30 protein-coding genes are annotated in these 25,768 nt (G+C 63.6%); 11 read left to right on the top strand and 19 right to left on the bottom strand.

Features of this window, described 5'->3' with window-relative positions:
* Positions 1-5 precede the first annotated feature (5 nt).
* The 5 genes from BI347_RS18570 to leuC all read right to left on the bottom strand — a co-directional run bounded on the left by BI347_RS18570 (position 6) and on the right by leuC (position 3,525).
* On the bottom strand, positions 6-311 hold the full coding sequence (locus BI347_RS18570) for a hypothetical protein (protein WP_139167026.1): 306 nt from the start codon (positions 309-311) through the stop codon (positions 6-8).
* Entirely contained in the window at positions 308-1,072 is a 765-nt protein-coding gene (locus tag BI347_RS18565; RefSeq protein ID WP_071116693.1) for a class I SAM-dependent methyltransferase, read from the bottom strand. The genes BI347_RS18570 and BI347_RS18565 overlap by 4 nt, the downstream gene beginning before the upstream one ends.
* A 36-nt stretch (positions 1,073-1,108) precedes the next feature.
* The gene (gene leuD, locus BI347_RS18560; RefSeq protein WP_071116692.1) at positions 1,109-1,747 is read right to left on the bottom strand and encodes a 3-isopropylmalate dehydratase small subunit; all 639 of its coding nucleotides are present in this window, start codon (positions 1,745-1,747) and stop codon (positions 1,109-1,111) included.
* A 32-nt stretch (positions 1,748-1,779) separates the two neighbouring features.
* Positions 1,780-1,965 (bottom strand): lipoprotein, encoded by a 186-nt coding sequence (locus BI347_RS18555; RefSeq protein WP_052878044.1) that lies wholly within the window; start codon positions 1,963-1,965, stop codon positions 1,780-1,782.
* 144 nt (positions 1,966-2,109) lie between these two features.
* Positions 2,110-3,525, bottom strand: a complete 1,416-nt coding sequence (gene leuC, locus BI347_RS18550) for a 3-isopropylmalate dehydratase large subunit (protein ID WP_071116691.1) — start codon at positions 3,523-3,525, stop codon at positions 2,110-2,112.
* Between the two features lie 111 nt (positions 3,526-3,636).
* Between leuC and BI347_RS18545 the strand changes: the two genes are divergently transcribed.
* A complete protein-coding gene (locus BI347_RS18545) occupies positions 3,637-4,413 on the top strand; it encodes a helix-turn-helix transcriptional regulator (protein ID WP_071116690.1) in 777 nt (258 codons plus the stop codon).
* On the opposite strand, the gene BI347_RS18540 is transcribed toward BI347_RS18545, so the two are convergent.
* The 4 genes from BI347_RS18540 to BI347_RS18525 form a co-directional block, all read right to left on the bottom strand.
* The gene (locus BI347_RS18540; RefSeq protein ID WP_158020816.1) at positions 4,408-4,791 is read right to left on the bottom strand and encodes a nuclear transport factor 2 family protein; all 384 of its coding nucleotides are present in this window, start codon (positions 4,789-4,791) and stop codon (positions 4,408-4,410) included. The two genes, BI347_RS18545 and BI347_RS18540, sit on opposite strands and share 6 nt — an antisense overlap.
* Positions 4,788-5,936 carry an MFS transporter gene (locus tag BI347_RS18535; RefSeq protein WP_071116688.1) on the bottom strand — a complete coding sequence of 383 codons (1,149 nt, stop codon included), beginning with the start codon at positions 5,934-5,936 and terminating at the stop codon, positions 4,788-4,790. The genes BI347_RS18540 and BI347_RS18535 overlap by 4 nt, the downstream gene beginning before the upstream one ends.
* A 61-nt stretch (positions 5,937-5,997) precedes the next feature.
* Positions 5,998-6,402 (bottom strand): RNA-binding S4 domain-containing protein, encoded by a 405-nt coding sequence (locus tag BI347_RS18530; RefSeq protein WP_071113428.1) that lies wholly within the window; start codon positions 6,400-6,402, stop codon positions 5,998-6,000.
* On the bottom strand, positions 6,402-7,052 hold the full coding sequence (locus BI347_RS18525; protein ID WP_071116687.1) for a fumarylacetoacetate hydrolase family protein: 651 nt from the start codon (positions 7,050-7,052) through the stop codon (positions 6,402-6,404). Before BI347_RS18525 ends, BI347_RS18530 begins: the two co-directional genes overlap by 1 nt.
* Positions 7,053-7,392: 340 nt before the next feature.
* On the opposite strand from BI347_RS18525, the gene BI347_RS18520 reads away from it, so the two are divergent.
* Complete coding sequence (locus tag BI347_RS18520) at positions 7,393-9,087, top strand: class I poly(R)-hydroxyalkanoic acid synthase (protein WP_101686161.1); 1,695 nt, start codon at positions 7,393-7,395, stop codon at positions 9,085-9,087.
* Between the two features lie 74 nt (positions 9,088-9,161).
* Positions 9,162-10,340 carry an acetyl-CoA C-acetyltransferase gene (locus BI347_RS18515; protein WP_071116685.1) on the top strand — a complete coding sequence of 393 codons (1,179 nt, stop codon included), beginning with the start codon at positions 9,162-9,164 and terminating at the stop codon, positions 10,338-10,340.
* A 73-nt stretch (positions 10,341-10,413) separates the two neighbouring features.
* On the opposite strand, the gene rfbC is transcribed toward BI347_RS18515, so the two are convergent.
* From rfbC to soxR, 5 genes are all read right to left on the bottom strand, one after another.
* Positions 10,414-10,959, bottom strand: coding sequence for a dTDP-4-dehydrorhamnose 3,5-epimerase (gene rfbC, locus BI347_RS18510; protein WP_071116684.1), 546 nt, complete (start codon positions 10,957-10,959; stop codon positions 10,414-10,416).
* Positions 10,960-11,030: 71 nt separating this feature from the next.
* Entirely contained in the window at positions 11,031-11,918 is an 888-nt protein-coding gene (gene rfbA / locus BI347_RS18505; RefSeq protein WP_071113423.1) for a glucose-1-phosphate thymidylyltransferase RfbA, read from the bottom strand.
* Between the two features lie 75 nt (positions 11,919-11,993).
* Positions 11,994-12,908, bottom strand: a complete 915-nt coding sequence (gene rfbD / locus BI347_RS18500) for a dTDP-4-dehydrorhamnose reductase (RefSeq protein ID WP_071116683.1) — start codon at positions 12,906-12,908, stop codon at positions 11,994-11,996.
* Positions 12,905-13,972 carry a dTDP-glucose 4,6-dehydratase gene (gene rfbB / locus BI347_RS18495; RefSeq protein WP_071113421.1) on the bottom strand — a complete coding sequence of 356 codons (1,068 nt, stop codon included), beginning with the start codon at positions 13,970-13,972 and terminating at the stop codon, positions 12,905-12,907. Before rfbB ends, rfbD begins: the two co-directional genes overlap by 4 nt.
* 160 nt (positions 13,973-14,132) lie before the next feature.
* Complete coding sequence (gene soxR / locus BI347_RS18490) at positions 14,133-14,591, bottom strand: redox-sensitive transcriptional activator SoxR (RefSeq protein WP_071113420.1); 459 nt, start codon at positions 14,589-14,591, stop codon at positions 14,133-14,135.
* Positions 14,592-14,667: 76 nt separating this feature from the next.
* On the opposite strand from soxR, the gene BI347_RS18485 reads away from it, so the two are divergent.
* Both BI347_RS18485 and BI347_RS18480 read left to right on the top strand, forming a co-directional pair.
* Positions 14,668-15,249, top strand: a complete 582-nt coding sequence (locus BI347_RS18485) for a flavodoxin family protein (protein ID WP_071116682.1) — start codon at positions 14,668-14,670, stop codon at positions 15,247-15,249.
* Positions 15,246-15,665, top strand: a complete 420-nt coding sequence (locus BI347_RS18480; protein ID WP_071113419.1) for a VOC family protein — start codon at positions 15,246-15,248, stop codon at positions 15,663-15,665. Before BI347_RS18485 ends, BI347_RS18480 begins: the two co-directional genes overlap by 4 nt.
* 162 nt (positions 15,666-15,827) lie before the next feature.
* Here the strand turns inward: BI347_RS18480 and BI347_RS23720 are convergent, their stop codons facing one another.
* Positions 15,828-16,160, bottom strand: a complete 333-nt coding sequence (locus BI347_RS23720) for a hypothetical protein (protein ID WP_139167259.1) — start codon at positions 16,158-16,160, stop codon at positions 15,828-15,830.
* A 273-nt stretch (positions 16,161-16,433) separates the two neighbouring features.
* Here BI347_RS23720 and BI347_RS18475 point away from each other — a divergent pair, with 273 nt between their 5' ends.
* The 4 genes from BI347_RS18475 (at position 16,434) to ampH (ending at position 21,263) form a co-directional block, all read left to right on the top strand.
* On the top strand, positions 16,434-18,221 hold the full coding sequence (locus BI347_RS18475) for an aminopeptidase P family protein (RefSeq protein WP_204378115.1): 1,788 nt from the start codon (positions 16,434-16,436) through the stop codon (positions 18,219-18,221).
* A gap of 69 nt (positions 18,222-18,290) precedes the next feature.
* Positions 18,291-19,196 (top strand): LysR family transcriptional regulator, encoded by a 906-nt coding sequence (locus tag BI347_RS18470; protein WP_071113417.1) that lies wholly within the window; start codon positions 18,291-18,293, stop codon positions 19,194-19,196.
* Between the two features lie 57 nt (positions 19,197-19,253).
* Positions 19,254-19,556 carry a hypothetical protein gene (locus BI347_RS18465; RefSeq protein WP_139167024.1) on the top strand — a complete coding sequence of 101 codons (303 nt, stop codon included), beginning with the start codon at positions 19,254-19,256 and terminating at the stop codon, positions 19,554-19,556.
* Between the two features lie 435 nt (positions 19,557-19,991).
* On the top strand, positions 19,992-21,263 hold the full coding sequence (gene ampH / locus BI347_RS18460) for a D-alanyl-D-alanine-carboxypeptidase/endopeptidase AmpH (RefSeq protein WP_071116680.1): 1,272 nt from the start codon (positions 19,992-19,994) through the stop codon (positions 21,261-21,263).
* 1 nt (position 21,264) lies between these two features.
* Here the strand turns inward: ampH and BI347_RS18455 are convergent, their stop codons facing one another.
* The 3 genes from BI347_RS18455 to BI347_RS18445 are packed head-to-tail and all read right to left on the bottom strand — an operon-like array spanning position 21,265 to position 23,483.
* Entirely contained in the window at positions 21,265-22,239 is a 975-nt protein-coding gene (locus BI347_RS18455; protein WP_071116679.1) for a polysaccharide deacetylase family protein, read from the bottom strand.
* A 12-nt stretch (positions 22,240-22,251) separates the two neighbouring features.
* The gene (locus BI347_RS18450; RefSeq protein WP_071113413.1) at positions 22,252-22,959 is read right to left on the bottom strand and encodes an SDR family oxidoreductase; all 708 of its coding nucleotides are present in this window, start codon (positions 22,957-22,959) and stop codon (positions 22,252-22,254) included.
* Positions 22,956-23,483: an ester cyclase gene (locus BI347_RS18445; protein WP_071116678.1), complete on the bottom strand. Its 528-nt coding sequence runs from the start codon at positions 23,481-23,483 to the stop codon at positions 22,956-22,958. Before BI347_RS18445 ends, BI347_RS18450 begins: the two co-directional genes overlap by 4 nt.
* Before the next feature lie 361 nt (positions 23,484-23,844).
* On the opposite strand from BI347_RS18445, the gene BI347_RS18440 reads away from it, so the two are divergent.
* Positions 23,845-24,213 carry a LecA/PA-IL family lectin gene (locus BI347_RS18440; protein WP_071113411.1) on the top strand — a complete coding sequence of 123 codons (369 nt, stop codon included), beginning with the start codon at positions 23,845-23,847 and terminating at the stop codon, positions 24,211-24,213.
* A 280-nt stretch (positions 24,214-24,493) separates the two neighbouring features.
* Here the strand turns inward: BI347_RS18440 and BI347_RS18435 are convergent, their stop codons facing one another.
* Complete coding sequence (locus BI347_RS18435) at positions 24,494-24,679, bottom strand: putative motility protein (RefSeq protein ID WP_071113410.1); 186 nt, start codon at positions 24,677-24,679, stop codon at positions 24,494-24,496.
* Positions 24,680-24,804: 125 nt separating this feature from the next.
* On the opposite strand from BI347_RS18435, the gene trxB reads away from it, so the two are divergent.
* A complete protein-coding gene (trxB, locus tag BI347_RS18430; RefSeq protein ID WP_071113409.1) occupies positions 24,805-25,758 on the top strand; it encodes a thioredoxin-disulfide reductase in 954 nt (317 codons plus the stop codon).
* Positions 25,759-25,768: the final 10 nt, after the last annotated feature.

Here is a 25,768-nt window from a genome sequence, read left to right as displayed (position 1 = left end):
CGGTTTTAATCGTCGCGCCGGGTCAGCCGTTCCACCAGCACCCGCTCGCAACATTTGAATACGATGTAGGCCGCCATCGCGGCGTAGCCCGATATCAGCAATTCCAGCAACTGGCGCAAGGCGCCGTCCATCGCGGCCTGCCACCCCACGTCCAGCCACAGTCTCAGATTGAGTTGCAGCAGCAGGGCCAGGTTGACGGTGGCGGCGCCGAACACCAAAAAGCTCAGGCCCAGCAACACAAAGGCCAGCCAGGGATGGCGGCACAGCCAGGCCAGCCAGCCGCGCCGCCCTTCCCGCCTGGCCGCGTTCACGCCGTGGCCCACAACACCAGCACGTCGGAACTGAAACTGCCGTCGTCGCCGATGTCGAAATAATCCCGCACCTCGCGCCCCATGCTCTGTTGCAAAACGCGTATCGCCTGCTGCATGAGCTGCGGCGTGCGCATCCGCTCCACCCAGGAAGAAAATTCCAGCCGCAGCCTGAGGCGTTGGCTGCGCTCGGCGTGCAGGCTGGCGGCGGCCAGCATGGCGTGCCATTCGGCATGAGAATAATTACGCACGTGGCTGGTATCCCGCAGCACCTCCACCGCTTGCAGATGGGTGTCCAGCAGCGGCGCCCCGGGCGAGGCAATATCGATGAAGGCGGCACGGCCGCCGGGCTTCAGCACCCGCCGCACCTCACGCAGCGCCAAGGGCACGTCGCTCCAGTGGTGGGCGGAATAGCGGCTGAAGACAAAGTCGAACTCGGCGTCGGCGAACGGCAGCCGTTCCGCCGCGCCCTGGCGGGTATCCACATTGAGCAGCCCGCGCCGCGCCGCCTCATCCGCCACGACCTGCAACATCAACGCCGACAGGTCATAAGCCACTACCTGCCCGGCCCGCTCGGCCACCTGAAAGCTGACGTGCCCCGCGCCGCAACCCAGGTCCAATACCTTGGCCCCAGCCTGCGCCGCCACCGCATCCCGCAACTGGGCGAACTCTTCGCCCTGGGCGTGGACGACGCTGGAAAGATAGGCCGCCGCCTGTTCGCCAAATTGCTGCTGCACCCGTTCTGCATGTCCGGCTTCGCGCATCGCGATCTCCTCCCGGCTGGTTGACGGACGATCCGCTCAGGCGAACAGCCAGGGCTGTTGCTGGCGGCGCCGGGCTTCAAACGCCTTGATCTCGTCGGCGTGCCGCAGGGTGAGGCCGATTTCGTCCAGGCCGCCCAGCAGGCAATGCTTGCGGTGTTCGGTGATGTCGAAAGAGAAGGTTTGGCCTGCCGGCGTGGTGACCGTTTGCGCCACCAGGTCCACCGTCAGCTGGTAGCCGACAGCGGCCTCGCATTCTCGGAACAGCAGGTCCACCGCCTCCGCCGCCAGCACGATGGGCAGCAGGCCGTTCTTGTAGCAGTTGTTGAAGAAGATGTCGGCGAAGCTGGGCGCGATCACCACCCTGAAGCCCTGGTCGTCCAGCGCCCACGGCGCGTGTTCGCGGCTGGAGCCGCAGCCGAAGTTCTCGCGCGCCAGCAGCACCTGCGCGCCCTGGTAGCGCGGCTGGTTCAGCACGAAGTCCGGATTGAGCGGACGCTTGCTGTTGTCCATGCCCGGCTCGCCATGGTCCAGATAGCGCCACTCGTCGAACAGGTTGGGGCCGAACCCGGACCGCTTGATGGACTTCAAGAACTGCTTGGGAATGATGGCGTCGGTATCGACGTTGGCGCGGTCCAGCGGACAGGCCAGGCCTTTCAAAGTGGTGAATGCTTTCATTATTGCGCTCCGTTAGGTACGGCAGCGGGGACTTACTCGGCGGTGCGCTTGATCGCTTCGCCGCCTTTTTCCACCGCGTTGCCGATTGCCTGGCCGGCCTTCTGCAGGCCATGGCCCACAGCCTGGCCGCCTTCCTTGGCGTCGGTCTTGATGCCCTGCACGGTGTTGCACGCCGCCAGCAGCAAGGCCAGGCCAATCCAGACAATCTCTTTTTTCATGATGCGATGCTCCATTCAAATCAACAGCCGGGCTGTCGGACAAAGAAAACGGAAGATTCTACCTAAGCCGGCCCTGCCGGTCTTCCCCGCTCTTCGACACCGCGTCCCGACGTTTGCTCCCGGCGCGCCGGAGCAAACCGCTGCTTACTGAACGGACCACTGGCGCACGTCTACAAAATGGCCGGCCACCGCCGCCGCCGCCGCCATCGCCGGACTCACCAGATGCGTGCGGCCACCCTGGCCCTGGCGGCCTTCGAAATTGCGGTTGGAGGTGGAAGCGCAGCGCTCGCCCGGCAGCAGGCGGTCGGCGTTCATCGCCAGGCACATCGAACAGCCCGGCTCGCGCCATTCGAAACCGGCGGCGGTGAACACCTTGTCCAACCCTTCGGCCTCGGCCTGCGCCTTCACCAGCCCCGAGCCCGGCACCACCAGCACCTGCTTGACGCTGGCGGCCTTCTGCCGGCCTTTCGCCACCGCGGCGGCCTCGCGCAGGTCTTCGATGCGGCTGTTGGTACAGGAGCCGATGAACACCACGTCCACCGGAATATGGTCTATCGGCGTGTCGGCCTGCAGGCCCATATAGGCCAGCGCGCGCTCGATGCCGGACTTCTTCACCGGGTCGCTCTCGCGCGCCGGATTCGGCACCTTGCCGCCCACGTCCACCACCATTTCCGGCGAAGTGCCCCAGGTGACCTGCGGCTGGATGGCTGCGCCGTCGAGCGCGACCACCGCGTCGAAATGCGCGCCGGCGTCGGAATGCAGGGTGTTCCAATAAGCCACCGCCTGCTGCCATTGCCCCGCCTTGGGCGCAAACGGCCTGCCCTGCACGTAATCTATGGTTTTCTGGTCCACCGCCACCAGCCCGGAGCGGGCGCCGGCTTCGATCGCCATATTGCACAGCGTCATCCGCCCTTCCATGCTCAGGCTCTGGATGGCCGCGCCGCCAAACTCGATCGCGTAGCCGGTGCCGCCGGCGGTGCCGATTTTGCCTATGATGGCCAACGCCACGTCCTTGGCGGTGACGCCGGCGCCCAGCTTGCCATCGACGCGCACCAGCATGTTTTTGGACTTCTTGGCCACCAGGCACTGCGTCGCCATCACGTGCTCCACTTCGGAAGTGCCGATGCCGTGCGCCAGCGCGCCGAAAGCGCCGTGGGTGGAGGTGTGGCTGTCGCCGCACACCACGGTCATGCCCGGCAGGGTGGCGCCCTGCTCCGGCCCCATCACGTGGACGATGCCTTGGCCGTGGTCCTTGAACGGGAAGTAGGCCAACGCGCCGAATTCCTTGATATTGGCGTCCAGCGTTTCCACCTGCTGGCGCGAGATCGGGTCCTGGATGCCTTGGTCCCAATGATCGGTGGGGGTGTTGTGGTCGGCGGTGGACACCACCGAGTCGATGCGCCACAGCTTGCGGCCGGCCAGCTTCAGGCCTTCGAAGGCCTGCGGACTGGTGACTTCGTGCACCAGGTGGCGGTCGATGTAGAGAAGCGCGGTGCCGTCGGCCTCCTCGCGCACCAGGTGGCTGTTCCACAGTTTGTCGTACAGGGTTTGTGCAGTCATGGCGTGTGCCCGTGAGTGGCGCCGCTGCGCCGTTGACTGCATCTTCTGCCAGCTTTGATCCTGTTACAAGATAAGCAGTTATACTGGTATAAAAACCAACAGGATGATTTCATGCCACGTACCTCCGCCTCGCCGCTGGGCGAATTCCTGCGCGCCCACCGCGAACGCCTCAGCCCGCAACAGGCCGGCCTGCCGGTGGGCGCGCGCCGCCGCGCCAAAGGCCTGCGCCGCGAAGAGGTGGCGCAACTGGCCGGCATCAGCCCCACCTGGCTCACCTGGCTGGAGCAGGGCCGCACCGAATCGGTATCGGCCCACACCCTCACCCGGCTGGCGGCGGCGCTGCAGCTGTCGGCGGCGGAAACGGACTATCTGTTTGATCTGGCAGGCCTGAAGAACCCTCAGGACAAGCGCGCCGATGCCCACCCGCAGGCGCGCGAGCTGCTGGAGAAAACGTTGCCGCACATCGCCATCGCGGCCTACGTGCTGGACCGCCATTGGCGGGCGGTGGCGTGGAATCCGCCGGCGGCGGAACTGTTTTGCGAGTGGCTGGGACGGCCGGACGCCAGCCGCAGCCTGCTGGACTTCATCTTCCTGATGCCGCAGGCGCGCGAATTCATCGACAACTGGCCGGAGCGCGCGCGGCGCATCGTGGCGGAATTGCGCGCAGACCTGGGACAGCAACTGGATGATGCTGAAACGGCGGCCATGCTGGCCAGGCTGCGCCGGGAAAGCGTGGAATTCGAGCGCTTTTGGCAGCAACAGGATGTGCTGGAGCGGGAAGGCGGCGAGCGCGCCTTCAATCATCCCGCCCAGGGCCGGCTGCTGCGCCAGCAGATCACGCTGCGGCCGGCGCAGGCGGCGGAATACAAGCTGGTGATGCTGTTATGACCGGGCCGGCGGTCCCAAATGCTCCTGCAGCAGCAGCCAGCCGTTCTCATCGCGGATCAGCGCGCAGCTGCCCCGACCGCTGCCGCTGGCCGTTTTGCCTTCCGCCAGGCCTTGCCAGTGGAAATCGTAGACGCAGCAGGCGAAAGCATCGTCCGCATGAACCCAATGCAGCTGGTCGATCCGGTATTCCTCGCTGCGTATCCAAGCGAAGGTTTGCCGGATCGCCTGGCACACCGCCTCCTTGCCCTTGAAAGTGCCGTCGGAAAACACGAAACAGGCGTCTTCATGCAGCCATGGCGCCACCTGGCGCCAGTCATGCGAGGCCAAAGCTTTTTGGTATTGATCCAGCGCCTGTTGCGGCGTGGCGGCTGTCATCATTTCTGCTCCTGATATCCGGGCTTCAGCCAGCGCAGGCAGACGAATACTCCGATCAGCGCCGCGCAGGCGGACATGGCGAAGGTGGGCAGCACGCCGCCATGCGGCCATACCAGGCCGCCGATCAGGCCGCCGCCGCTGCCGCCCACGCCGAAGGAGGCGATGATGTACAGCCCCTGCGCCCGACCGTGGTGCTGCTCGGCGAACATGCGGTTGATCAATCCGACCGCCGAGGCGTGGTGCAGCGCGTAGGTCAGCGCATGCAAGGCCTGGGCGAACGCCGCCATTGCCGGCACCGCCAGGCTGGTGGCGATCAAGCCGAAGCGCAGCACCGCCGCCAGCAACGACGCCAGCATCAGCGTCTCCAGGCCGAAGCGGCGCATGATGCGCGGCATCAGCATGAAGATGCCCACTTCGAACACCACCCCCAGCGCCCACAGCACGCCCACCGCCGCCTTGTCGTAGCCAAACTGCTTCAGCCCCAGCGAATAGAAGGTGTAATACGGCCCGTGGGCGAAAGCCTGCAGGAAACAGCAGGCGAACAGCGCCATCACCGCCGGCTTGTGCAGCGTTTGCCAGATCGGCCCGGCCGGCTTGGATTTTTCCCGCGGCGTCACCTCCGGCACCTTGCAGGCCGCCAGCGCCACCCCGCCCAGCAGGGCGGAAGCGATCCACGGCAGCTTGGCGATGCCCAGCCAGTCCAGCAGATAGCCGCCGCTCATCGCCAGGCAGACGAAGCCTATCGATCCCCACACCCTCACCCGGCTATAGCGCCCCGGCGCGGCCCGGGTCAGGTAGGAGGTGCTGGCCTCCACCAGCGGCAGCGCCGCCACCCAGAAGAAATGCGACACCGCCATGCTGACGAACACCCACCAGAAACCGTGGTGTAGCCCGACCAGGCAGAAGCTGGAGGCGGACAGGATGGAAGTGGTGACGATGATGTTGCGGCGCCGCCCGCTCTTGTCGGCCAGCCAGCCCCAGAAACCAGGGGCGATGATGCGGGCCAGCGTGGACAGCGCCATCAGGATGGAGATCTGCCAAGCGCTGAAGGACAGCGACTCCAGGTACAGGCCCCAGAACGGGCTGAACATGCCCTGGTAAGCGAAATAGGAAAAATAAAACCCGGCGAACGGCAACAGCGACTGCATCTAACGTGGTCTTTCTATCTCTGGCGCCCGGCGCCAGGCCGGGCTGGTGCAAGGTGTGCCGTCAGAAAGACGACTTGAAGCGGGATATCTCGCGGCGCGCCTTCTTGGTGGGACGGCCTTCGCCATGCGGAAAACTGGCGTGCTCGGCCTTCAGCAACAGGATCTTTTCCTCGCGCGCGGCGATGGATTCCTCGCTCTCGCGGTACAACAACTGCGCTTCCTTGGCCGGGCGGCGCTGGGTGGCAAGCTGCAGCACCTCGATACGGTATTCCAGCTGGTTGATGCGCAACAGCAGCGCGTCGCCCTCCTTAGCCGCCCTTGACGCCTTCACCCGATCGCCGTTCACCAGCACCCGACCCAGCTCCAGCGCCTCGTGCGCCAGCTGGCGCGTCTTGAAGAAGCGCGCCGCCCACAGCCATTTGTCCAGGCGGACCTTGCCGTCGTCCTGCTCGTCCGGCCCGGCCATCACGCCACCTTCCAGTGCGCCGACACCTGGCCGTGCAGGCTGAGGTCCAGCGCGTCGCCGCAACGGATCTGCGCCACGCCTTCCGGCGTGCCGGTGTAGATCAGGTCGCCGTCGGAGAGGCCGTATACGCGCGACAGATAGCTGATCTGCTGCGCCACCGTGAACAGCATCATGCCGGCGTCGCCCGCCTGGCGCAGCTGGCCGTTCACCCTCAACTCAAACTGCAGCCGCTGCGGATCGGCCACCCGCTCCGCCGGCACCAGCGCCGACAGGCAGGCCGCGCCGCGGAAGCCCTTGGCCTTGGTCCATGGGTGGCCCTTGCTCTTGTCCACGCTCTGCACGTCGCGAGCGGTCAGGTCCAGGCCTATGCCGTAACCGGCGACATGGCTCAGCGCCATGTCCAGCGGAATATCGCTGCCGCCCTTGCCTATCAGCGCCACCAGTTCGCACTCGTGATGCACGTCGGCGGAATAGTCCGGCAACCGAATGGGAGAGGACTCGTCAAGCAAGGCCGAGGTCGGCTTGAGAAACACCATGGGCTCGTTTTCCACCGGGTTGCCCAATTCAGCGGCGTGGGCGGCGTAATTGCGGCCGATGCAGAAAATGTTTTCAACGCGGATGGTATGTAAAGCCAGTTTTACACTCGCCATTGCAATTCCTCATAGCTAATCCGGTCAATTATCCCACAAGCGATGCGAAAGCCATAATCCGGTGCGAGGCATGCCGGCATTATTTTTGCGTATCGCAACAACAAATGGCCGCATTTACCGTCCCGCAGGCCTTTTCGGCAGCGGCAGGGCGTGAAAATGTCATGCAACCCTGTTACAGTTTGCAGATAGATCTGCTTGACCCTGCATTCCAAACAGACCGATTCAGACAGGCTTCGATAACGCTATATCAGTACGTATCAGGAGATTCATCTTGTCCCAGAATAATACCGCCTCGCTGGAAGACTTCTTCATCAACCTTTCCGAAGCCAACCAGCAATGGATGCAGCAGTTTGTCAATTCCCTGTCGCTGGGCGCCTGCCCCGACAACGCCACCCATGCGCTTTCCGACACCTGGTCTCAACTGATGAACCAGACCAACCAGTTGTTCAGCCTGCAGTCGGCCCTGTACCAGCAACAACTGAATCTTTGGTCGCAGTTTCTCGGCAAGACCACCGAGGCGACGACAGCCGCGCCGGCCAATGACCGCCGCTTCACTTCTCCGGAATGGAACGAACATCCGTTCTATAGCTTCCTCAAGCAAAGCTATCTGCTGACGTCCAAATGGATGACCGAACTGGTGGACCAAACCCAGATCGATGAAAACGCCAAGGACAAGCTGGCTTTCGCCACCCGCCAGTATCTGGACGCGATGGCCCCCAGCAACTTCATGCTGACCAACCCCGACGTGGTCAAACGCGCCATCGAAACCAAGGGCGAAAGCCTGGTGGAAGGCATGAAGAACATGATGGAGGACATCCAGAAGGGCCATATCTCGATGTCCGACGAGAGCAAGTTCGAGATCGGCGAGAACCTGGTGATCACTCCCGGCCAGGTAGTGTTCCGCAACGAACTGATCGAGCTGATCCAGTACACGCCCACCACCGAAAAAGTCTACGAGAAGCCGCTGCTGTTCATCCCGCCCTGCATCAACAAGTTCTATCTGATGGACCTGCAAGCGGACAATTCCATGGTGCGCCACTTCGTCGCCCAGGGCTATCGGGTGTTCTTGGTGAGCTGGCGCTCGGCGGTGTCGGAGATGAAGCATTTCACCTGGGAAACCTATATCGAACAAGGCGTGATCGCCGCGGCGGAGGCGGTGCGGAAAATCACCAAGCAGCCGGCGATGAACGCGCTGGGCTTCTGCGTGGGCGGCGTCATCCTCTCCACCGCGCTGTGCGTGATGCAGGCCAAGGGCCTGGACTACATCGACTCCGCCACCTTCATGACCTCGCTGATAGACCACGCCGAACCGGGCGAGATCTCGTTCTATATCGACGAGGCGGTGGTGGCCGGCCGCGAGGCCAAGCTGGCGGCCGGCGGCATCATCAGCGGCAAGGAAATCGGCCGCACCTTCGCCAGCCTGCGCGCCAACGACCTGGTATGGAACTACGTGGTCAACAACTACCTGCTGGGCAAAACCCCCACCCCGTTCGACCTCCTGTACTGGAACAACGACGCGGTCGACCTGCCGCTGCCGATGCACACCTTCATGCTGCGCCAGTTCTACCTCAACAACTCGCTGGTGAAGCCGGGCGCCATCACGCTGTGCGGCGTGCCTATCGACATCTCCAAGATCACGATTCCGCTGTATATGTTCGCCGCGCGCGAAGACCACATCGTGCTGTGGAGTTCGGCCTATTCCGGCCTGAAATACCTGAGCGGCGCGCCGTCGCGCCGTTTCGTGCTGGGCGCGTCCGGCCACATCGCCGGCTCCATCAACCCGGTCACCAAGGACAAGCGCAACTACTGGACCAATGAGCAGCTGCCCATCAGCTCCGACGAATGGCTGGAAGGCGCGCAAAGCCACCCTGGCAGCTGGTGGAAAGACTGGGACGCCTGGCTCGCGCCGCAATCCGGCAAGCAGATCGCCGCGCCCAAGACGCTGGGCAACAAGGAACTGCCGCCGCTGCAGGCCGCCCCTGGCAGCTATGTGCTGGCCAAGGCGATGCCCAGCGTGGCGGCCAGCCTGCAATAGCCAACCCCGATTATCGATCCCGTACAGGACAGATGGCCCGCCGCCGTTGCGGGCCGCAAGCAAAGGAGAAGGACATGGAAGTAGCAATCGTAGCAGCGCAACGCACCGCGGTCGGCAGCTTTGGCGGCTCGCTGGCCAAGATTTCCGCGCCGGAGCTGGGCGCCACCGTGATCAAGGCGCTGCTGAAAAAAACCGGCGTCAAGCCGGAACAAGTCAGCGAAGTCATCCTGGGCCAAGTGCTCACCGCCGGCAGCGGCCAAAACCCGGCGCGCCAAGCGCTGATCAAGGCAGGCCTGCCGGTCACCACCCCGGCCACCACCCTCAACGTGGTGTGCGGCTCCGGCCTGCGCGCCGTGCACTTGGCGGCTCAGGCCATCCTGGCCGGCGACGCCGAGATCGTCATCGCCGGCGGCCAGGAGAGCATGTCGCTGTCGCCACACATCCTGCCGGGTTCGCGCGACGGCTTTCGCATGGGCAACGCCCAACTGGTGGACAGCATGATCCACGACGGCCTGACCGACGCCTACAACGCCTATCACATGGGCATCACCGCGGAGAACGTGGCCGCCAAATACGGCATCGGCCGCGAAGAACAGGACGCGTTGGCGCTGGCCTCGCAGCAGCGCGCCGCGGCCGCGCAGAAGGCCGGCAAGTTCAAGGACGAGATCGTTCCGGTGCTGGTGCCGCAACGCAAGGGCGATCCGCTGGCGTTTGAGCAGGACGAATTCATCAAGCACGACGCCAGCGCCGAAAGCCTGGCCAAACTGCGCGCCGCCTTCAAGAAGGACGGCACCGTCACCGCCGGCAACGCCTCCGGCATCAACGACGGCGCGGCGGCGGTACTACTGATGTCCACCCAAAAGGCCGACCAGCTGGGACTGAAGCCGCTGGCGATCATCAAGGGCTACGCCCTCACCGGCTGCGAACCGGAAATCATGGGCATAGGCCCGGTTTCCGCCACCCGCAAGGCGCTGGCCAAGGCCGGCTGGACCATCGACCAGCTTGACCTGGTCGAGGCCAACGAAGCCTTCGCCGCCCAGGCGCTCGGCGTGGCCAAGGAATTGGGTTGGAGCCAGGACAAGGTCAACGTCAACGGTGGCGCCATCGCCCTGGGCCACCCGATCGGCGCTTCCGGCTGCCGTGTGCTGGTAACCCTGCTGCACGAAATGCAGCGCCGCGGCGCCAAGAAAGGCCTGGCCACCCTGTGCATAGGCGGCGGCATGGGCGTGGCTCTGGCGGTGGAGCGTCCGTAACGCGCGTCATTTGCGCAAATGAAAACCGCCTGGCACGCCAGGCGTTTTTTTCATCGCAAACGCCGGCTTAGCGCTAAAACAGCTCAGCCGATGCCAGCAGGGGCTGCGCCTTGTCCTTGCCGGACAACGTCAGCTCCCCGGCCTCGGGCCAGACGATTCCCAGCGCCTCGTCCGACCACAGAATGCCTCTATCGTATTCCGGCATGTAGTAATTGGTAGCCTTGTACAAGAACTCCGCCTCGTCGCTGAGGGTGAGGAAGCCGTGAGCGAAGCCTTCCGGAATCCAGAACTGGCGTTTGTTCTCCGCCGTCAGCAACACTCCGACCCAATGGCCGAAGGTGGGGGAAGACCTCCTGACGTCGACCGCCACATCGTAGACCTCGCCCGCCACCACCCGCACCAGCTTGCCTTGGGCGTAAGGCGGCAGCTGGTAATGCAGCCCCCGGAGCACGCCTTTGCTGGACTTGCTGTGATTATCCTGGACAAAGTCCACCAAACGGCCGACTCCCTCTTCAAACCTCTTCAGATTGAAGCTCTCATAAAAAAAACCTCTTTCATCGCCAAACACCATCGGCTCGATGATCTTGACATCCGGAATGCTGGTATCGATTACTTTCATGGGCTCCAAGCCTGGCAAATGGCCGACGACGATTGCCTCGCATTCCGCAAACCGTCATCCCGCCATGAAGTTCAACAGTTTTTTTCCCCGACCATCGCCAACAGATACTGGCCATAGCCGTTCTTCCGCAACGGCGCCGCCAACCGCACCATCTGTTCCGCATCTATCCAGCCGGACCGGTAAGCGATCTCCTCCAGGCAAGCCACCTTTAGACCCTGGCGGCTTTCTATCGTGGCGATGTACTGGCTGGCGTCCAGCAAAGATTCATGCGTGCCGGTATCCAGCCAGGCATAGCCACGCCCCATGGTCTGCACAGTCAAGGTCCCCTGCCGAAGATAGGCATTATTGACATCGGTAATCTCCAGCTCGCCGCGCGCCGACGGCTTGATCGATTTGGCGATATCCACTACCTGAGCATCGTAAAAGTACAAACCGGTAACCGCATAATTGGACTTGGGCATCGCCGGTTTTTCCTCGATCGAACGCGCCAAGCCATCGGCGTCGAATTCGACCACGCCGTAACGCTCCGGGTCCTGCACATGATAGGCGAATACCGACGCGCCCTTCGTTCGGTTGCTGGCGTCAGTCAACAGCCTGGCGAAATCATGGCCGTAGAAGATATTGTCGCCCAGCACCAGCGCCGACGGCGCGCCGGCCAGAAACGCCTCGCCAATGATGAAAGCCTGCGCCAGGCCATCCGGGCTGGGCTGCACCGCATACTGTAGACTGAGGCCCCACTGGCTGCCGTCGCCCAGCAATAATTCGAAACGCGGCGTGTCCTGCGGGGTGGAGATGATCAGGATGTCGCGGATGCCGGCCAGCATGAGGGTGGACAGCGGATAATAAATCATCGGCTTGTCATAGATGGGCAGCAATTGCTTGCTGACCGCCAAGGTGGCCGGATACAGACGGGTGCCGGAACCACCGGCCAGAATGATGCCTTTACGTGCTTGGGTCATTTTGAATGATATCCTGTGATGCCGAGATAGGTTTTGCGGCCGTCATCCGGCGCCCATTGCAAATTCGACACCGACTCAGACAGTGCCCTTGGCTTGCGATAACGCATAGAGCTGATCCACGACGCTATCCACCCCCTCCTCCCATCCTGGCAATGACAGGGAGAAAGCGCGCATCACTTTATTGCAATCCAGCCTGGAGTTGGCAGGCCGCTTGGCCGGCAAGGGATATTGATCGCTGCCTATCGCCTTGACCGCCTCTGCCGTCAAACTCAACGGGAATCCGCGCTCGCCGGCCCGGCGAATGACGCGCTGCGCATAGCTGTGCCAACTGGCCTCCCCCTGCGCCGTCAAGTGATAGGTGCCGAACTCGAAATTATCGGGCCGCGCATGATGATGTCGAATCAGCTGCGCCGTCACATCCGCGATCAAGGCCGCGCTCGTAGGCGCGCCGACCTGGTCGCCCACCACATTCAGCGCATCGCGCTCCTGCGCCAGACGCAGCATGGTTTTCAGGAAATTGCCGCCATGCACGCCAAATACCCAAGAGGTGCGCAGGATCAGGTGATGGGGACACCCGGAGCGCACCGCCCGTTCCCCCGCGCACTTGCTGGCGCCGTAGACCGACTGCGGATCGACGGCATCCTCTTCGCCGTACGGACCCGCCTTATCGCCGGAAAACACGTAATCGGTCGAGTAATGAATCAGCAGCGCGCCGTTGGCCGCAGCCCAGCGCGCCAACACGCCCGGCGCGACGGCATTGACGGCGTAAGCCGCGTCCCGGTCGGTTTCCGCCTTGTCCACCGCGGTGTAGGCAGCCGGATTGACGATGACCTCGGGACTCGCCGCATCCAGCGCAGCCAGGATGGCGGCCTCATCGGCCAGATCCATCTGCGCGCGGCCGCAGGCGGTCAGTTCCCCCAAAGGCGCCAATGCGCGCCTCAATTCGAAGCCTAGCTGGCCATCCGCCCCCGTCAGCAGCATGCGCATCATGCTTCCGCCTCGTATTGTTTGCTCACCCATTCACGGTACGCGCCGCTGGTGACATGGTTCACCCAATCCTGGTTGTCCAGATACCACTGCACGGTCTTGCGGATGCCGGTTTCAAACGTCTCGGCCGGCTTCCAGCCCAGTTCCCGCTCCAGCTTGCGCGCATCGATGGCGTAGCGGCGGTCGTGGCCCGGCCTGTCCTGAACGCAGCTGATCTGGTCGGAGTAGGCGCCGCCGTCGGTCTTGGGCTGCAATTCGTCGAGAATGGCGCAGATGGCGCGCACCACTTCCATATTCGGCTTTTCATTCCAGCCGCCGACATTGTAGGTCTCGCCCGGCCGGCCGGCCTCAAGCACCCGGCGAATCGCGCTGCAATGGTCTTTCACATAGAGCCAGTCACGAACTTGCAAACCATCGCCGTAAATGGGAAGGCTCTTGCCAGCCAAGGCATTCAGGATCACCAGCGGTATCAGCTTCTCCGGAAAATGATACGGACCGTAGTTGTTGCTGCAATTGGTGGTCAGCACCGGCAGGCCATAGGTATGGTGCCAGGCGCGCACCAGATGGTCGCTGGCCGCCTTGCTGGCGGAGTAAGGACTGTTTGGCTCGTAGCGCTTGCTTTCCGCAAACGGCGGATCCTGTTCCGCCAGCGTACCGTACACTTCATCGGTGGAAACATGCAGGAAGCGGAATGTCCCCTTTGCCGCGTCCGGTAGCCCGCTCCAGTAGGCGCGCACGCTCTCCAGCAGATTGAAAGTGCCGACGACATTGGTCTGGATGAAATCGCCCGGGCCATGAATCGAGCGGTCGACATGGCTTTCCGCGGCAAAATTGATCACCGCGCGCGGCTGGTATTCCGACAATAAACGCCCAACTAGCGCGCGATCGCCGATATCGCCATGCACAAAGGCATGCCGCCGGTCATTTTTAAGCGATGCCAGCGTGTCGAGATTGCCCGCATAGGTTAGCGCATCCAGATTGACAACCTGCTCATCGCTGCCAGCCAGCCAGTCGAGAACAAAGTTGGCGCCGATGAAACCTGCGCCGCCCGTCACAATAATTGTCATTATGGCATTCCGTTTTTGATGTCAATTTTCCGACCGGCAGGCGTCTCCGGTTCGCATCATTACATGTGAATCCGCGGCTCAGACCAATCTGCGCGGCAATCTCATCCAAGTATGCCAGTTCCTGACGCCGCCAGGATGCCCGTTCACGCGGAATTCGCGCTCACGCCATATCTTCCGGCCCATTCCCCAGCAAAAACCGCGGGCCATCGCCGAAGCGCGCCGCGCCGTCACCCGGATTGTTCAACTTGCAGTTTTGCAAGGACAGACAACCGCAACCAATGCAACTGTCCAATTGATCGCGCAATTGGCACAAGGTATCGATCCGGGCCTGCAGCATCGGCCGCCAGGCTGAGGATATCCGCGCCCAATCCCCGGCAGTGGGGGTTCGCTGCTGCGGCAGGCCGGCCAAGGCCTCGCCGATCTCATTCAGGCTCAATCCCAGCGTCTGCGCAATACGGATGAAAGACACTCGCCGCAAGGCATCCTTGCGAAACCGCCTGGGTTGTCCCGCCTCGCCTACGCTGTGAATCAAGCCCCTGACCTCGTAAAACCGCAAGGCGCTGGCCGTCACGCCGGAGCGCCTGGCCAATGCGCCTATGCCTATCCAATCCACAGACATTTCCGCCCCTTGACTTAAAGTTAACTTTAACTTTTATGATAACGCCGCATCATAACATTCCATGCAGGTAAAAATAATGACACGCATCCTGATTGTTTATTTCTCCGCCGGCAACAGCACTCACGAACTGGCATGCGCGATTCAGGAAGGCGCGGCGGAGTGCGGCAGCGTCGAGCTGCTGCGCATCCAGCCAGAACATCTGGCCCATGGCCGCTACTCGTTGCAGGAACACGCGGATCGGCTGTCCTCCGCCGACGCCATCATTTTTGGCAGCCCCACCTATATGGGCGGACCGGCGGCGCAGTTCAAAGCGTTTGCCGACGCCAGCAGCGATGGCTGGCAAGGCCAAGCCTGGACGGACAAGGTTGCCGCGGGATTCACCATAGGCGGCAACCTGAACGGCGACCAGCAGGGCACCCTGGCCTACTTCGCCACTCTAGCCTCCCAGCACAGCATGCTGTGGTGCGGCCTGAACATCCCCGGCGGCAAGCATATCGACGACCTCAACCGGCTTGGCTGCCAACTGGGCCTGTGCGCGCACAACCCGAACGGCAAAGCCCACCCCGCCGATCTGGCCACCGCCCGCCATCTGGGCAGGCGCGTCGCCCGCATCGCCGACCGCCTGCGCCACTGCGCTCAAGAGGAAAACCGGCCATGACTCCCAGAATCATGCGGATAGATCACATCCATGTGTACGTGCGCAACCGCGACGCGGCCGAAGCCTGGTATGCCCGGGTGCTCGGTTTTGAGCGCATCCCGGAACTGGCGCTCTGGGATGCCGACGGCGGCCCGCTTACCCTGGCCAACCGCGAACGCACTGTGAAAGTGGCGCTGTTCGAACGCAACCATGCCGCCCCCCAGGCCTCGGTGGCGCTGGAGGCGAGCGCGGACGCCTTCCTCGCCTGGCGCAACCATCTGCATCGGGTACAAGGCCATTTGCCGGAGTTGGCCGACCACTCGGCATCGTGGTCCGTCTACTTTTCCGACCCGGATGACAATCGTTACGAAATCACCTGCAATGACTACAGCGCGCTTGCGCAGCGCCTGCATCAGACACCAAACAGCCCGCAATGAAAAAACCTCCTGCCGCGCTGGTCAGGAGGTTTGTTTCGCTTGCCGGCCGCCGGCCGGACGATTCGGCTCTCCAGGGAGCCGTCAAAGGGTATCGACTGTCACCGCGCGCTAGCGCCACATCTCAAACATGGCGTCCACGCAGGTCAGACGCGCCGGGTGCATCTAATGGGGAACGATGATGGGTGCGCCTTCCGGCGCCTGCTTCTTCTGATGCTTGGCCGCGCGCTTTTCCTTGGGCGACAACAACGGTTGTTTCTTGGCTTCCTTGGTGCTGTGTCTTGATTTACTCATGATCCGCTCCTTGGTGAGCATCGGTAAAGCCCGATACAAGCCACAGTATAGTCCGATTGCCGATGGATAAGCGGCCCATATGCCGGCATTTACACGACATGGCCGTTGACGGAAATCAACCGCCATGCCAATAGGAACATCCGGCAAAATATTGCAAACAAATAAAATGCCTTTATCATTGGCAAGCAGGTCGATAAAAACCATCCATTCAAACCCGGCAATGCGCCAAGCTCAGGAGTCCACCCGCATGAAACATTTTCTGTCCCACTTCGCCCACCTGTGCAATCTGGCCGGCCGCCCCGGACTGCGCCGCCTGAAACAGCGCTGATCCGACGCAAGACCCGACACGGCCGCGCAAGCGGACGAGGCATGGCAGCCATGAGCCATTCTCATCCTCTTGCGCGGTCGTTCCATTGCCAACAGAATGCATGCAATATTTCCTCCGGAGCCGGCATGAACACCCTCGCAATCCCGCAACTGGACACCATCCCGCAACGCATCGCCTCCTTGCGCGCCGCCATGGAAAAAGCCGGCGTCGACGCTTGTCTGGTGCCGTCGTCCGACCCGCACCTTTCGGAATACCTGCCCAAACGCTGGCAGGCGCGCCGCTGGCTGTCCGGCTTCACTGGGTCGATGGGCACGCTGATCGTCAGCGCCGACTTCGCCGGCGTCTGGGCCGACAGCCGCTACTGGGTGCAGGCGGAACAGGAGCTGGCCGGTACCGGCATCGCGTTGATGAAAATAGACACCGCCGCCAGCAGCCTGCATCTGCAGTGGCTGGCCGACACCCTGCAAACCGGCCAGACGCTGGCGGTGGACGGCGACGTGCTGGGCCTAGCCGCGGCCAAGGCGCTGCAAGCGGCGCTTGAGCCGCGCGGCATCCTGCTGCGCACCGACATCGACTTGATGGACGCCGTCGACCCTAAGCGCGCGCCGCTGCCCGATGCCGCCGTATACCAGCATGATGCCGCCTTCGCGCCGCAGAGCCGCGCAGACAAGCTCTCCCGGGTGCGCGAGGCCATCCGCCAGGCCGGCGCCGAGCGCCACTTCATTTCCACGCTGGACGACATCGCCTGGCTATTCAATCTGCGCGGCGCGGACGTCAACTACAATCCGGTCTTCATCAGCCATGCGCTGCTGGAGCAAGACCGCGCCACGCTGTTCGTCGCGCCGGGTAAAGTGGACGCCGCGCTGGCCGCCACACTGGCCGCGGACGGCGTGCAACTGGCCGACTACGCCTCGGCCAAGTCCGCGCTGCACGCGTTGCCGGCCGGCAGCAGCCTGCTGCTGGACCCGCGCCGCGTGACGCTGGGCCTGCGCCAGGCGGTGGCCGACGGCGTCAAGGTGATCGAGGCCATCAATCCCAGTACGCTGATGAAGTCGCAGAAAACCGCCGCCGAGGCCGCCCACGTGCGCCAGGCGATGGAGCAGGACGGCGCGGCGCTGGCCGAGTTCTTCGCCTGGTTCGAGGCCAACGTCAACCAGAGCCGCATCACCGAGCTGACCATAGACGAACAGATCACCGCCGCGCGCGCGCGCCGCCCCGGCTTCGTCTCCCCCAGTTTCGCCACCATCGCCGGCTTCAACGCCAACGGCGCGCTGCCGCACTACCACGCCACGCCGGAATCGCACTCGGAAATCAAGGGCGACGGCCTGCTGCTGATAGACTCCGGCGGCCAGTACCTGGGCGGCACCACCGACATCACCCGCGTGCTGGCGGTGGGCACACCGTCGGCCGCGCAAAAGCGCGACTTCACCCTGGTGCTGAAAGGCACCATGGCGCTGTCCATGGCCCATTTCCCGCGCGGCACGCTGTCGCCTATGCTGGACGCGCTGGCGCGCGCGCCCTTGTGGCAGCACGACATCGACTTCGGCCACGGCACCGGCCACGGCGTCGGCTACTTCCTCAATGTGCACGAAGGCCCGCAAAGCATTTCGCGCGCCATGCCGGAAGCGCACATGGCGATGCAGGAAGGCATGATCACGTCGATAGAGCCAGGCGTGTACCGCGCTGGCCAATGGGGCGTGCGAATAGAGAACCTGGTGCTGAACGTGGCGTCGGACAACAACCAGTTCGGCGACTTCCTCAAGTTCGAGACGCTGACGCTGTGCCCGATAGACCGCCGCTGCATCGACCTCGCGCTGCTGACCCGGCCGGAGATTGACTGGCTCAACGGCTACCATGCCGAGGTGCGCGCCCGGCTGCTGCCGCTGCTGGACGGCGTCGCCCGCGACTGGCTGCTGGCCAATACCGAAACGCTGTAAACTGCGGCCCCGCCGCGCGCAGGCCATGCCCGTGGGCATGGCCTGCTTTGTTTTCCAGAAAGCCCACCCATGCCGTTTGACCGACTCAACGATCTGCGCCTGTTTCTGGACGCCGTTCAATTGGGCAGTTTTTCCGCCGCAGGCCGCAAGCATGGCCTGTCTCCCGCCGCCGCCAGCGCCTGCATCCAACGGATGGAGGCGGCGCTGAGCGTCCGCCTGTTCCAGCGCACCACCCGCCAGCTCAAGCTGACCGAAGCCGGAGAAACCTACCGCGCCTACTGCCGACAGGCGCTGGAACTGCTGGAGGAAGGCGAGCGCCGGCTGCAACAGGAACAACAGGCGCTGAGCGGCGTCATCCGGCTGTCCGCGCCGTCCGACCTCGGCCGCAACCTGCTGCTGGATTGCCTGGACCGTTTTGGCGCGGAACACCCAGGCGTATACTTTTCGCTATCGCTCAACGACACCCCCGCCGACCTGATAGGCGAGGACATAGACCTGGCGATACGCTACGGTAGGCCGGCCGACAGCAGCCTGGTGGCGCGCCAATTGGCCGCCAGCCGCCGCGTGGTCTGCGCCGCGCCGCCGCTGCTGCAGAAGCTGGGCGCGCCGGCGCATCCGCAAGACCTGGCCAGCCTGCCCACACTCACCCTCACCACCGGCCATGGTCCGATGAACGAGTGGCGCTACCGCGAGCGCGGCGAAACCAGGACATTGCGGCTGGAGCGAACCCGCCAGAGCAACGACGGAGAAGTGATACGCCGCTGGGCGCTGCAGGGCCACGGCTTCGCCTACAAGTCGCAGCTGGACATCGCGCAGGACCTGCAAGCCGGCCGGCTGGCGACGGTGCTGGACGACTACTTCACCGAACCGGCGCCGCTGCACCTGCTCTATCCCGGCCACCGGCTGCAACCGGCGCGGATACGCAGGCTGATAGACCATCTGTTGGAAACATTTGCCGGGACGCCGCGAAAATGACAAAGCCATTTACATGACGCCATCGCTTCTCGCCACAAGCAATCTGCTGCCGCTTTCATGACTGTCTGGATCGCCATGGCCATCGGAGGCCTCGCGTTCTCCGCGCTATGCCGCGACGCGAAATTGAAAAGAAAAGTCACTCGGGTCCTGATGGTCTCCACGCCATTGCTGCTCTGCCTGTTCGCTTGGAATCGGGGCGAGCAAGCGGGCGAATTCGCCTTCCTCCTCCCGTTTCTGATGCTGATCACCTTCCTCAACCTGCGCAACACCCGTTTCTGCGACGCCTGCGGCGCCACGCAATACAGCCGCGGCGTCTCCAGGCCGCGCCATTGCTCGCGATGCGGCGCCTCCCTGTCCTGAGCGCCGCGACCAGGCTTCACGACATTTCCACCAACAAGCCAGCCGCCTTCCAGTCGGGAAACCCCTCCGCCAGCCGCCGCGCGGCCAGGCCGCCACCGCCTGGACGGAAAGCGCGCAAAACGGCCCGCGGCAATAGGCGATGATTTCCAGTCCGGCCGTCAGTTCCGCCAGACGCCGACTCAGCGCCTCCAGCGGGATGTTGAGCGCGCCGGGCAGCTGTCCCTAGGCAAACTCATCCGCCCGGCCGTACGCCATACTAGCCCGGCCGTAAGGCTCTAGAGCCTCCCGCCGAAGCGTCGCAACGCGCCTGGCCTGTCAACCAGATAACCTGGCGCGGATTAAACAGTGTACGAAGCGGGTGCAGACTGAATAGAATGCATGCCAACCGACGATTCCAACCAGACTGCTTCTCAATACAGCCAGGACAGAACAAGAGTGAAAAACGTGTTTTTGCTGGGGCTGGGCCTTGCCGCCGCCCCAGCCTTCAGCCCTGCCGCGATGCTGGCGGAGCCGCAAACCGCAGAGCAGCAAGTAGACCGCTACGCCAGTCAGATCTTCAGAAACAGCCGGGCCGTAGGCATGGTGATGGTGGTGGTCAACAAGAAGGAAACCCTGCAACGCTTCTATGGCCAGACCCGCCCCGGCAACCGCCAGCAACCGGATGCCGATTCGCTGTTGCGCATTGCCAGCATCAGCAAGACCATGACCGGCGAAGTGCTGTCGTCGCTGGCGCTGGAAAACCGCGTCAAACTGGACGACCCGCTGCAGAAATACGCGCCGCAAGGCCTGGCGTTGCCGATGACCGGCCAGCCTATCACCCTGCTGAACCTGGCCACCCATACCAGCGGCTTCCCGCGCGAAATGCCGGGGATCAAACCGCAGGACACCCCGGTGTTCGTCTGGCCCGATCAGCAGCAACGCTGGAACTGGCTGGCCTCCAGCAAGGCCCGCTTCATCGCCGGCCAGAAGGCGCAATATTCCAACTTGGCGTTTGATTTTCTGGCCGACGCGCTGTCCGTCGCCACCGGACGGCCATACGCCGCCCTGCTGCGCGACAAAGTCACCGCGCCGCTGGGCATGAAGGACACCACCTTCACGCCCACTCCGGCGCAGTGCGCGCGCCTGCTGGAAGGCTTCGGCGCCAGCCCCTGCGTCAACACCGTGGCGGCCAGCGGCAGCGGCGGCATCTACTCCACACCGCGCGACATGCAGCGCTGGCTGCAGGACCTGGTCTACCCGCAGAGTCCGGCGCGCAAGCAACTGCGCGACCAGATGTTCCACATGTACTTCAAGCGTGACCAGCTGCGCAGCCTCAGAGGCATGGACGTCGCCGGCCAAGCTGATGAACTCGGCCTGGGCTGGATCAGAATGCAGGAAAAGCCGGATGCGCCGGAAATCATCCAGAAGACCGCCGGCGGCGGCGGCTTCATCGGCTACGTAGCCATCGCGCCCAAGCATGATGTGGCGGTATGGGTCGCGCTCACCCGCAGCGGCGGCACCCACTACCAGAATATGAGCGGCGGCGTAAACAAACTGGTGGCCGAGTTGAGCGGCTACCAGCCGGTGGCGATCCACAAACCGCTTGCCGTGCGCAAACCAGCCGTGGCTCGCAAGCAGGCGGTCGCCCGCAAGCCGGCCGTCCACGCGAAACCGGCCGCGCGCAAAGCGGCGGCCGGCCATAAGCCGCGCAAGAAGAAACCGAGCTAGCTCAGGACGCCGGCACGTTCGGCGCCTGCAGCGCGAAGCGGGCGATCTCGTCCTTGCGCATGAAGCGCACGCCGGCGCGGCCCTGCGCGTAGCGGATGAAATCCTCCAGTACCTTCACCCGCGCCGGACTGCCGGAAATGCGGTCGTGGGTGCTGATGGACATCATGCGGCGGCGCTGGCCGGCTTCTTGGTACAGCAGATCGAATTCGGCCTTCAGGTCCGACAGATACGCGTCGTTGCTCAGCGCCGGCGAATCGTAGCGGACGATGTCGTTGTTGCGCAGCGTGTAAGGCACCACCACGAAGGGCATGCCGCTCACCTGAACCGTGAACGGCTCGTCGCGGCTGACGTTGTCGATGTGATAGACGAAGCCCAGCTCCTGCAGGATACCCAGCGTGTTGGGCGTGCCGCGCAGCCAGAAGGCGTTGAAGCCTGTCGGCCGGGTGCCGGTGGCGCGTTCTATGCTGGCGATGCTGGCGCGGTAGGCTGCGCGCTCCTGCTCCGGCGTCATCGAATACTGCGGCTCCCAGGTTTGGCCATGGCCGGCGGCCTCATGGCCACGCTCGACAATCTCCCTGGCCAGCTGCGGATTGCGGTCCACCGCCTGCCCCACCATGTGCGAAGTCACCTTCACTCCGGCGCGGTCCCATAAATCCAGCAGGCGCGGGATGCCCTCCTTCACGCCGTAGTCGTACCAGCTTTGCATCGGCAGGTCGGCGTATTTCGGGTCCAGCGGCGGAAACGGCCCGCTTGCGCCGCGCTCCGGCTGCGCGCCGGCTTCGAACTGCATGGAAACGGAAATCACCAGCCGGGTGTCGCCCGGCCAAAAACCCGTTTTGCCACCTTGAAGTTGCATCATGGCCTTGCTCCCTCCCCTCGCTGCCAGCGCGTCGCCGTGCGCCAGCAACAGACTGGCGCTGCCGGCCGAGGCGCCCGCCAGGAACCCGCGGCGGTTGATTGAAAATGTATCGCTCATCGCGGGATCTCCCTACAGCAATCCACCGCCGTCCACATCCAGCACCGCGCCGGTGAGAAAGGCGTTGCCCATCGCAAACAGATAGGCTTGCGCCAGATCCTGCGGCCGCCCCACCCGGCCCAACGGCAGGTCAGCCGCGATGCGCGCCATCGCCGCCTGGCGCTTTTCCGCGCCGGCCGGCCCCCACAACTCGGTATCCACCACGCCCGGGCTCACCACATTGACGCGGCGCGGCGCCAGTTCCTTGGCCAGATTCTTCGCCGCCGCCTCCAGCGCGGCGTTGACCGTGCTTTTGAGCAGACCGCCCGCGCCATACTTGCGCGACAGCAGGCCGGAAGTGAAAGTCACCGACGCGTCCGCCGCCAGATAAGGCCGCGCCTGCTGCACCGCCAACAAATTGCCGAACAGCTTCACGCCGAAGGTCTGCTCGAAGTCGGCCCGCGTGGCCTCCTCCAGCCTGGGCGAGCCCACCCGCGCGCCGGCGGTCAGCACCAAGTGGTCGATGCGGCCGATTTCGGCAAACGCCGCACTGAGGCTGGCGATATCCGTGACATCGGCGCGCAGCGCCTGCCAGGGGCCGGAAACCGCAAGCGAACGCCCCAGCACAAACACCAGGGCGCCCGCCGCCGCGGCCTCTTCCGCCACCGCACGGCCAATGCCGGAACCGCCGCCCAGCACCGCCACATTGCGTTGCCGCAAAAAATCCGCATCCAGGCTCATGGCTTCACCACTCCCAGTTGCTTGAGCAGAGTCAGATTGTCTTCCAGGTGCCAGTTTTCCGCGATGCGGCCATTCTTCACCCGGTACAGGTCAAAGGCCTGGAAATCCACTACCTGGCCCCCTCCTTGGACCTCGCCGAACTTGCCGGTGAAGTGTCCGGTGAAATGCAGGCGCAAGGACACCCGGTCACCGGCCTGCATCATATCGGCAACCTCCACCGTCAAATCCGGCACCGCTGCATGGAAGGCGCGCGAAGCCTGCAACGGACCGGCGGTGCCCTGCGGGCGGCCCGCCGGCAAAGTGCGGTCGATGAAATCCGGGTCCAGCGCCAGCTCGGCGTAATGCGGATCACCGGTATTCCAGAATGCCGCATAGCGCAACGCGGCCAGCTTCGCCGCGGCGGCGTCGCCACCATTGCGATCGGCAAACACCCGCGCCGGTTGCGGCAAGGCCTCCGCGGCGGCAACATTGCCAGCCAGCAGCGCCAGCAGGCTAGTGGTCAAAAGATAGGGCAAACGGTTCATAGCGACTCCTCGTATCAGACAGCGCCGGCTACCTGCCGGGCACTTGGGAGGCGATTATTGACCCAGCCTAGAAATTTGATAATTGGGGTTAGAATTGGAGGATTTTATTGCTGAATTTGAAAGAAAGAATTTGACGGGCGTGGACAGGCGGCGCATCCGCAAAACAGTGCCCCTATCCCAAAACCGCGCATGCATCATGTCCGACCCCATCAAAATGGGCAGTGGCGGCGGCATCCCCATTGAGCTTCAATTCAAGCGGCATGATCATTGGACTTCCTGGGGAGCCATCCAACCATGGAACTGGACTCCTCGGCATTGACATGCAAGCCTCATCAGACTTCACCTTTCTCGGAGGTAAATCATGGCTTGGACTGGCACCGTCGCCGCAAACAATCCCAATGGGCAACCCACAACCATCACCTACAATCCCGGCGATGTCATCACGATCGTCGCCTCGGGATGGGCCGGCTATGGCCCGCAACCCAACTGGGGACCGCAAGGCGACAAGACCCACCCGAATCAAGGCCTGATATGCGGCGACGCCTACTGCGGCGCGCTGGTGATGAAAATTGGCGCCAGCGGCTTCATCCCGGTGAACACCGGCTTGTTCCGCTGGACCGCGCCGGCCAGCGCGCAAGGGCTGATCACCTTGTTTTATAACGATGTTCCGAACACCTACGGCAACAACTCCGGCTCGTTTACCGTAAGCATCGGCAAAGACGCGATCTAATCCGGTCAGGTCCGAAAAACAGAATAGCCCCCGTTCGCGGGGGCTTTTCGCATCCAACGGCAAGCAATCCAAACCGACCGCCAGCCCACATCCATCCACGGAGTCAAAGCTGGGCCTGAGGATATTCGCCACTCCAGGCATCGGCGACCCGGCCCACCGTAAAATGACGGCGGCCTCGCCTCCAGGCAAACCGCTTGCATAGCCGGCTAGCGCCGACAAAAAAGGCGACCCGAAGGCCGCCCTCTTTATCCGCCCCGCATTGCGCGGGGTGCGCTCAGGCTTATGCCCGGACGTCCACATTGCTACCCAGATGCGCCGGGTTGGACGCCTGGATCTGCTCCGACGACTGCTCGGCGCCCTGGATCAGCGTCGCCGCCGCCTGCGATTGCGCCTGCATCGCCTTTTTCAGCACCAGCGCCTGCGCATTGGTGCTGACATTCGCGCTTACTTGACTTAATGCGTCCATAACCCCACCTCCTGGATAGTATGCATTTCTGATCTGCAGTTTAGCCCCAAGCTGGCCTCGCAGCATAGCAAAACTGCTAGAATATGTGCCAACTCCCACCCTTTTGACGACAGGAAACACACATCATGACCGCAACCCGTCATCACCCCCTGCTGATTCTTGGCTCCGGCCCGGCCGGCTACACCGCCGCCGTCTACGCCGCGCGCGCCAACCTGAAGCCGGTGCTGATCACCGGCATGGCCCAAGGCGGCCAGCTGATGACCACCACCGACGTGGACAACTGGCCCGCCGATGCCGAAGGCGTGCAGGGTCCGGAACTGATGCAGCGCTTCCAGCAACACGCCGAGCGCTTCGGCACTGAAATCCTGTTCGACCACATCCACACCACCCATCTGCGCGAGAAGCCGATCCGCCTGGTGGGCGACGCCGGCGAGTACACCTGCGACGCGTTGATCATCGCCACCGGCGCCTCGGCCCAATACCTGGGTCTGCCTTCCGAAGAAGCCTTCTCCGGCAAGGGCGTATCGGCCTGCGCCACCTGCGACGGCTTCTTCTACCGCAATCAGGACGTGGCGGTGGTGGGCGGCGGCAATACCGCGGTCGAAGAAGCGCTGTACCTGGCCAATATCGCCAGGCACGTCACCGTGATCCACCGCCGCGACACTTTCCGCGCCGAGAAAATCCTGGTCGACAAACTGATGAGCCGCGTCGCCGAAGGCAAGATCAGCCTGAAGCTGAACGCCACGCTGGATGAAGTGCTGGGCGACGACTCCGGCGTGACCGGCGTCCGCGTCAAACTGCAAAGCGGCGGCAGCGAAGACCTGGCGCTGACCGGCGTGTTCATCGCCATCGGCCACAAGCCCAACACCGACATCTTCAAGGGCCAGCTGGAAATGGATGGCACCGGCTACCTGATCACCAAGGGCGGCCGCGAAGGCAACGCCACCCTCACCAGCATCGACGGTGTATTCGCCGCCGGCGACGTGCAGGACCACATCTACCGCCAGGCCGTGACCAGCGCCGCTTCCGGTTGCCAGGCGGCCCTGGACGCCGAGCGTTACCTCGACAACCTGAAGTAAGCCCCGACCT

Origin of the sequence: Chromobacterium sphagni (genome assembly GCF_001855575.1) — a bacterium.
Classification (GTDB): Bacteria; Pseudomonadota; Gammaproteobacteria; order Burkholderiales; family Chromobacteriaceae; genus Chromobacterium; species Chromobacterium sphagni.
The sequence above is the reverse complement of the archived record's forward strand: the minus strand, read 5'-3'. Positions and strand labels throughout refer to the sequence as shown.